This window comes from Micromonospora sp. CPCC 205546, from assembly GCF_036902715.1.
In the GTDB taxonomy this organism is placed as follows: domain Bacteria; phylum Actinomycetota; class Actinomycetes; order Mycobacteriales; family Micromonosporaceae; genus Micromonospora.
Genome location: NZ_JBAKHL010000075.1, coordinates 24,612 through 31,300, shown reverse-complemented (window position 1 = coordinate 31,300; position 6,689 = coordinate 24,612). Strand labels below are relative to the sequence as shown.

Below are 6,689 nucleotides of genomic sequence, written 5' to 3'. Positions count from 1 at the left end.
GGCGGCCCTCGCGGAGCTGACGGGGGGGTCGTGGCCGGCCGCGCTCGCGGCGGTGGCCGTGGCGAGCGCGGCCGCCCGGCTCGGGGTGGCGCTCGCCTGCCGGCGCGGGGTGCCGGCCGCCCGCCCGGAGGGGCTCGGCGCGCTCGTCGCGGGCACCGTCGGGCCGCTCGCCCTGGCCGCCGGGGCGGTCGCCGTCGCGCTGCCGGCGCTCGCGGCCGTGCCGGGCCGCCCGTGGCAGGGGCCGGTCGCCGTCGCCGCCGCCCTCGCCGTCGCGGTGGGGCTGCTGCGGCACGTGGTACGCCGCCTCGGCGGTGTCACCGGCGACGTGCTGGGCGCGACCGTGGAGGTGGTCACCACGCTGGTCTACCTGGGAGTGGTGCTGTCCGGCTGAACGGGGCACACCGCGCCGGGTAGCGTTCTCCCACGACAGCACCGGCGCGGCCAACCGGGGGACGACATGCTCATCACGGACGACTTCCTGCCCGTACCGGTTCCGGAGTCGCTGAGCGCGACCTACCTGGTGCCCATGACGGGGCTGCCGAAGGTGAGCGCGAAGACCGCCGTGGCACGCCTCGCCGGCCGGCTGGCCGAGCCGGTGCACGGGCTGGCGCGGCAGATGCTCGACAGCCCGTTGATGAGCGTGGACACCCGGCCGATCGCGGAGTTCCCCGAGCTGCCGCCGGATCTGCTCACCGCGTTCGGCGCCACCGAGGCGCAGCTGGCCCGGCTGGCCGCCGCGAGCCACCTCGTCGTGGTGCAGGCCGAGTACCGGCCCGGCTGGCCGCCGGCGCACGAGTGGGCCGCCCGGGCGGTGGCCGCCGCCGTCGCGGAGTCCGTCGACGGCGACGTGGTGGACGTGTTCGGCCTGCAGTTCCTCGACCCGGCGACGGCGCTGCGCTCGCTGCCCGACGCCCAGGGGCGGATCCGGCTGGTCGACTGGGTGCTGGTGCCCTACTCGTCCGACGCCGAGGGGCTCTGGTTCACCACGAAGGGGCTGCGCCGCTTCGGGCTGCTGGAGTTGCAGACCCAGGGCGTACCGGACCACCTGACCCGGGCCTGGGGCGCGGTGATGACCGGTGCGGCCCGGCGGCTGCTGCGGGACTGGACCGACGGGCTCTCCGGCGAGGAGGTGCCGGCGTTCGTGCAGCTTCCGGTGCTGGCCACGGTGACCGGGCACGACATCGCGGTGGCGTACGGCAATCCGGAACAGCACGGCGCGACGGCCCCGGTGCTGCTACGGCTGGAGCTGGACCCGGCCACCGATCCGGACGCCGACTCGTTCCTCAGCCTGCGCCCGCCCGCCGGGCACGCGGGGCCGGAGGGCCGCTACTACGCCACCGCCTGCGCGACCCTCTTCGCCGGCATCCGACCGGACGTGCGCTACGCGCGCTCGGGCGACGCGATGACCCGGGCGGTCGCCACCGCACGCGCCGGGCTGGGCGACATCCGGGCCCGGTTCCTCGCCGGCCAGCTACCGCCGGAGACGCAGCTCGTGGTCAAGTACGGCCTGCCCGGCGACGACGGCCCGGAGTTCGTGTGGGCCGGGGTGACCTCGTGGGACACGCCGGAGCGGATCGAGGCGGCCAGCGCCAGCGACGCCGACACCGACCCGACGGTGCGGATCGGCTCGCCGGTCGTCGTGGAGGCCACCGACGTCGTCGACTGGGCCGTGCTCGACGGCACCGGCGTCATCGAGGGCGGCTGGACGCAGGCCGTCCTCGACGCCGGCGAACGCCCCGGCCCCCCGGTCTGACCCGGGGCGCCGGCGAACGCCCCGCCCCCGCGTGCGCCCTGGGGTCAGCGCACCGAGGGGGTGACGAACGGGGGGCGGGTGAGGCGCATCCGGGCACGACGGCCGCGGATGTCGACCTCGACCACGTCGCCGTCGGCGAGCTTCGCGGCGGTGTCCAGCAGCGCCAGGGCGACGCCCTGCTTGAGGGTGGGCGAGAACGTGCCGCTGGTGATCGTGCCCACCTGCGCGTCGCCGACGTGCACCGTCATGCCGGGGCGCGGGATCGCCCGGTCGACCGCCGCCAGGCCGCGCAGCGTACGCCTCGGGCCGGCGGCCTTCTCCGCGAGCAGCGCGTCGCGGCCCCAGAACGCCGGCTTGTCCCAGCCGACCGCCCAGCCGGAGCGGGCCTGCACCGGGGTGATCTCCGGCGACAGGTCCTGGCCGTGCAGCGGGTATCCCATCTCGGTGCGCAGGGTGTCCCGGGCGGCCAGCCCGCAGGCGCGCAGCTCGGGGTCCGCCGCGAAGAGCGCGTCCCAGACCGCGACCGCGTCGGCCGCCGGCACCACCAGCTCGTAGCCCAGCTCCCCGGTGTAGCCGGTGCGGCACACGGTCAGCTCGACCGGCCCGGCGGCGCCGTTGAGGGTCGCGGTCGAGAAGCTCATGTAGTCGTGGTCGGTCGGCAGGCCGAGCGCGCCGAGCAGCTCGGCCGAGCGCGGACCCTGCACGGCGAGGACCGCGTACGCCTCGTGCTCGTCGGTGACCGTGACCGACGCCGGGGCGGCGGCGCGCAGCCGGCGCACCACCTCGGCGGTGTTCGCGGCGTTCGGGATGAGGAAGACGTGCTCGTCGGCGTGCAGGTAGGCGATGATGTCGTCCACCACGCCGCCGGTGGCGTCGTCGCAGCAGAGGGTGTACTGCGCCCGGCCCGGCCCGATGCGGCCCAGGTCGTTGCTGAGGCAGGCGTTGACGAACTCCGCCGCGCCCGGCCCGGTCACCCGCGCCTTGCCCAGGTGGGAGACGTCGAAGACGCCCACCCCGGTCCGCACCGAGGTGTGTTCCTTCAGCACCCCGCCCCCGGCGTACTCCAGCGGCATCTCCCAGCCACCGAACGGGGCGAACTTGGCGCCGCGAGCGGTGTGCCGCTCGTGCAGCGGAGAACGGCGCAGCCGGGTCGCGGCGGCGTCGGAGGTCACGTCGGTCATGGGTGGGAACTTACCGGGAGCTGCACGGCTGGTTAGCATCGGCGGGACCCGTCGGAGTCGTCGGCGGGACAGCCCCGACCTCCGACGGGTACGTTCCGCCGGAGACCTCCATCGCCGGTACGCGACGACGCGACCGGCCCGGCCCGCCCGGAGTAGCTTCAGTGACATCGCCCAGCACCACCCTGAGCCTGGTCGACACCGACCCCGCCGAACTCGCCGTCGACGCGATCGTGATCGGCGTGCACAGCCAGACCGGAGAGCAGGCCGCCACCACCGGCCTGGCCGGCACCCTGCTGCTGGCCAGCGGCGCGGAGAGCATCGCCGCCGCCTTCGACGGCAAGCTGACCGAGACGCTGGCCCTGCTCGGCGCGACCGGCGCCCCCGGCGAGGTGATCAAGCTGGCCACGCTGGGCACGGTCACGGCCCCGGTGGTCGCGGCCGTCGGGCTCGGCGGCGAGCCGACCGGCGCCGCCCCGGCTCCGGAGACCCTGCGCCGGGCCGCCGGTGCGGCCGTACGGGCGCTCGCGGGCGCGCCGCGGGTGGCGCTCGCGCTGCCGCTGCCGGACGACGCGGACGCCCCGGCGGCGCTGCGCGCGGTGGCGGAGGGCGCGCTGCTCGGCGGCTACCGCTTCGCCGGCTACAAGACCCGGCCGCAGCCGTCGCGGCGCGAGCCGGTCGCCGAGGTGCTCATCGCCGTGCCGGACGCCGGTGACGCCGGCGCCCAGGCCGAGATCGCCCGCGCCCAGGTGGTCGGCGGCGCGGTCCGGCGCAGCCGGGACTGGGTCAACACGGCCCCCAACGAGCTGCGCCCGCCGTCGTTCGCCGACTCGGTGGCGGACGCCGCCCGGGAGGCCGGCCTGTCGGTCGAGGTCCTCGACGAGGCGGCCCTGGCCGCCGGCGGATACGGCGGCATCATCGCCGTCGGGCAGGGCTCGGAGGCCCCGCCGCGGCTGGTGAAGCTGACCTACACCCCGGCCGGCGGCGGCAACGGCAAGCGGGTGGCGCTGGTCGGCAAGGGCATCACCTTCGACACCGGCGGCATCTCGATCAAGCCGGCGCAGGGCATGTGGGAGATGAAGTCCGACATGGGCGGTGCCGCCGCGGTGGCCGCGACCATGCTGGCGATCGCCGCGCTCAAGCCCTCGGTGGCCGTGACGGCGTACCTGCCGATGGCGGAGAACATGCCGTCCGGGCGGTCCTACCGGCCGGGTGACGTGATCACCATGTACAACGGCAAGAAGGTGGAGGTGCTCAACACCGACGCCGAGGGCCGGATGATCCTGGCCGACGCCATCGCGCGGGCCTGCGAGGACGGGTGCGACTACCTCTTCGAGACCTCCACCCTCACGGGCGGGCAGGTCGTCGCGCTGGGCAAGCGGATCGCCGGCGTCATGGGCACCCCCGAGCTGTGCGAGCGGGTCCGCACCACCGGCGACGCGGTCGGCGAGCCGGCCTGGCCGATGCCGCTGCCGGACGACGTGCGCAAGGGCATGGACTCCGACGTGGCCGACATCTCCCAGGTCAACGCGATCATGGACCGGGCCGGGCACATGCTGCAGGGCGGGGTGTTCCTGCGGGAGTTCGTCACCTCCGACGTCGCCTGGGCGCACATCGACATCGCCGGGCCGAGCTACCACGCGGCCGAGCCGACCGGTTACTGGACCAAGGGCGGCACGGGCGTGCCGGTGCGCACGCTGGTCCAGCTCGTCGAGGACGTCGCCGCCAACGGCTGACGTACGCGCGCGGGGCCCCCTCGTTCGGCGAGGGGGCCCCGCGCGTTCCCGCCGGTCGACGGCCGCCGGGTCAGAAGAGCTCGGGGCGGCGCTTGCGGCGCTCGTTGTAGTCGCGCATCCGCTGCGGGTAGCCCATCAGCCGCACGTCGTAGACCGGGATGCCCATCCGGTACGCGAAGCGGCGCGCCCCGTCGGGGCCGTCGATGCGGCGGCGGGTCCACTCTCCGTCGTCGGCGATCAGCATGACCGTGGTCTCGGTGACGGTGGTCCGCGGCTCGATGTACGCCTCCACCCCGCGGCGGCTGCGCACGAAGCCCTCGAGGTGCTCCAGGTCGGCACGGTCGGCGGCGCGGTCGAGGCTGACCGCCCGCGTCTTCTTGCGGCGCCGGAACAGTCCCACCGAGCGTCTCCCCCTTCGGTCCGTCGTCGAGGCCAGTGCCAAGAGTACGTGTCACGGACGTGTCGTTGGGCACCTCAGTACGCGGGCGGCGGGCGGTGGTGACAAGATGACCGAGGTGGGGTGTGCCCGTGTTACCCCGCCGTGACCCCCCGAAGCAGTGACGCGACCTGGGAGTTGGACGTGAGCGAGCCGAACGACGCAACCTTCGACATCGTCATCCTCGGAGGTGGCAGCGGCGGCTACGCGACCGCCCTGCGTGCCGTCCAGCTGGGCCTGAAGGTCGCGCTGGTCGAGAAGGGCAAGCTCGGCGGCACCTGCCTGCACAACGGCTGCATCCCGACCAAGGCGCTGCTGCACGCGGCCGAGATCGCCGACCAGACGCGCGAGTCGGAGCAGTTCGGCGTGAAGGCCGAGCTGGTCGGCATCGACATGGCGGGGGTCAACGCCTACAAGGACGGCGTCATCTCCCGGCTCTACAAGGGCCTGCAGGGCATGCTCAAGGGCAACAAGGCGATCACCATCGTCGAGGGCCACGGCAAGCTCGTCGGCAAGAACGTCGTCGAGGTCGACGGCAAGCGCTACACCGGCCGCAACGTCGTGCTGGCCTCCGGCTCGTACGCCAAGAGCCTGCCCGGCCTGGAGGTCGACGGCGAGCGGGTCATCACCAGCGACCACGCGCTCACCCTCGACCGGGTGCCGGCCTCCGCGATCGTGCTCGGCGGCGGCGTGATCGGCGTCGAGTTCGCCAGCGTGTGGAAGTCCTTCGGGGTGGACGTCACGATCATCGAGGCGCTCCCCCGGCTGGTCGCGGCCGAGGACGAGGAGTCCTCGAAGGCGCTGGAGCGGGCGTTCCGGAAGCGGAAGATCAACTTCAAGGTCGGCAAGCCCTTCGAGAAGGTCGAGAAGACCGACAAGGGCGTCAAGGTCACCATCGCCGGCGGTGACACCGTCGAGGCGGAGCTGCTGCTGGTCGCCGTCGGCCGCGGCCCGAACACCGCCGACCTCGGTTACGAGGAGCAGGGCGTCAAGATGGACCGCGGTTACGTGCTGACCGACGAGCGGCTGCGCACCAGCGTGCCGAACGTCTACGCCGTCGGCGACATCGTGCCCGGCCTCCAGCTCGCCCACCGGGGCTTCCAGCAGGGCATCTTCGTCGCCGAGGAGATCGCCGGGCAGAACCCGGCGGTCATCGACGAGGTCGGCATCCCCCGCGTCACCTACTCCGACCCCGAGCTGGCGTCGGTCGGCCTGACCGAGGCGAAGGCCAAGGAGCAGTACGGCGCCGACAAGGTCAAGACCTACAACTACAACCTGGGCGGCAACGGCAAGAGCCAGATCCTCAAGACGGCCGGCTTCGTCAAGCTCGTCCGGGTGGAGGACGGCCCCGTGGTCGGCGTGCACATGGTCGGCGCCCGGGTCGGCGAGATGGTCGGCGAGGCCCAGCTCATCTACAACTGGGAGGCGTACCCGGCCGAGGTGGCGCAGCTCGTGCACGCCCACCCGACGCAGAACGAGGCCCTGGGCGAGGCGCACCTGGCGCTCGCCGGCAAGCCGCTGCACGCACACGCCTGATCACGACAACCGCGGCGTCCGGCGACGGGCGATGATCCCACCAGGGGAAT

The 6,689-nt window shown here is 74.1% G+C and carries 6 protein-coding genes; 4 read left to right on the top strand and 2 right to left on the bottom strand.

Annotation, left to right across the window (positions count from 1 at the left end):
* Both V6U77_RS25430 and V6U77_RS25425 read left to right on the top strand, forming a co-directional pair.
* Positions 1–391, top strand: a 391-nt coding sequence (locus V6U77_RS25430) for an adenosylcobinamide-GDP ribazoletransferase (protein ID WP_334609217.1), incomplete at its 5' end; no start/stop codon positions are given.
* Positions 392–457: 66 nt separating this feature from the next.
* Positions 458–1,753, top strand: coding sequence for a DUF2314 domain-containing protein (locus tag V6U77_RS25425; protein ID WP_334609216.1), 1,296 nt, complete (start codon positions 458–460; stop codon positions 1,751–1,753).
* A 44-nt stretch (positions 1,754–1,797) separates the two neighbouring features.
* On the opposite strand, the gene gcvT is transcribed toward V6U77_RS25425, so the two are convergent.
* Entirely contained in the window at positions 1,798–2,934 is a 1,137-nt protein-coding gene (gcvT, locus tag V6U77_RS25420) for a glycine cleavage system aminomethyltransferase GcvT (RefSeq protein ID WP_334609215.1), read from the bottom strand.
* Between the two features lie 161 nt (positions 2,935–3,095).
* Here gcvT and V6U77_RS25415 point away from each other — a divergent pair, with 161 nt between their 5' ends.
* Positions 3,096–4,667 carry a leucyl aminopeptidase gene (locus V6U77_RS25415; RefSeq protein WP_334609214.1) on the top strand — a complete coding sequence of 524 codons (1,572 nt, stop codon included), beginning with the start codon at positions 3,096–3,098 and terminating at the stop codon, positions 4,665–4,667.
* A 70-nt stretch (positions 4,668–4,737) separates the two neighbouring features.
* On the opposite strand, the gene V6U77_RS25410 is transcribed toward V6U77_RS25415, so the two are convergent.
* Entirely contained in the window at positions 4,738–5,067 is a 330-nt protein-coding gene (locus V6U77_RS25410) for a hypothetical protein (protein ID WP_121400443.1), read from the bottom strand.
* 141 nt (positions 5,068–5,208) lie between these two features.
* Here V6U77_RS25410 and lpdA point away from each other — a divergent pair, with 141 nt between their 5' ends.
* On the top strand, positions 5,209–6,639 hold the full coding sequence (gene lpdA, locus V6U77_RS25405) for a dihydrolipoyl dehydrogenase (RefSeq protein ID WP_334609212.1): 1,431 nt from the start codon (positions 5,209–5,211) through the stop codon (positions 6,637–6,639).
* The last annotated feature ends 50 nt before the right edge of the window (positions 6,640–6,689 follow it).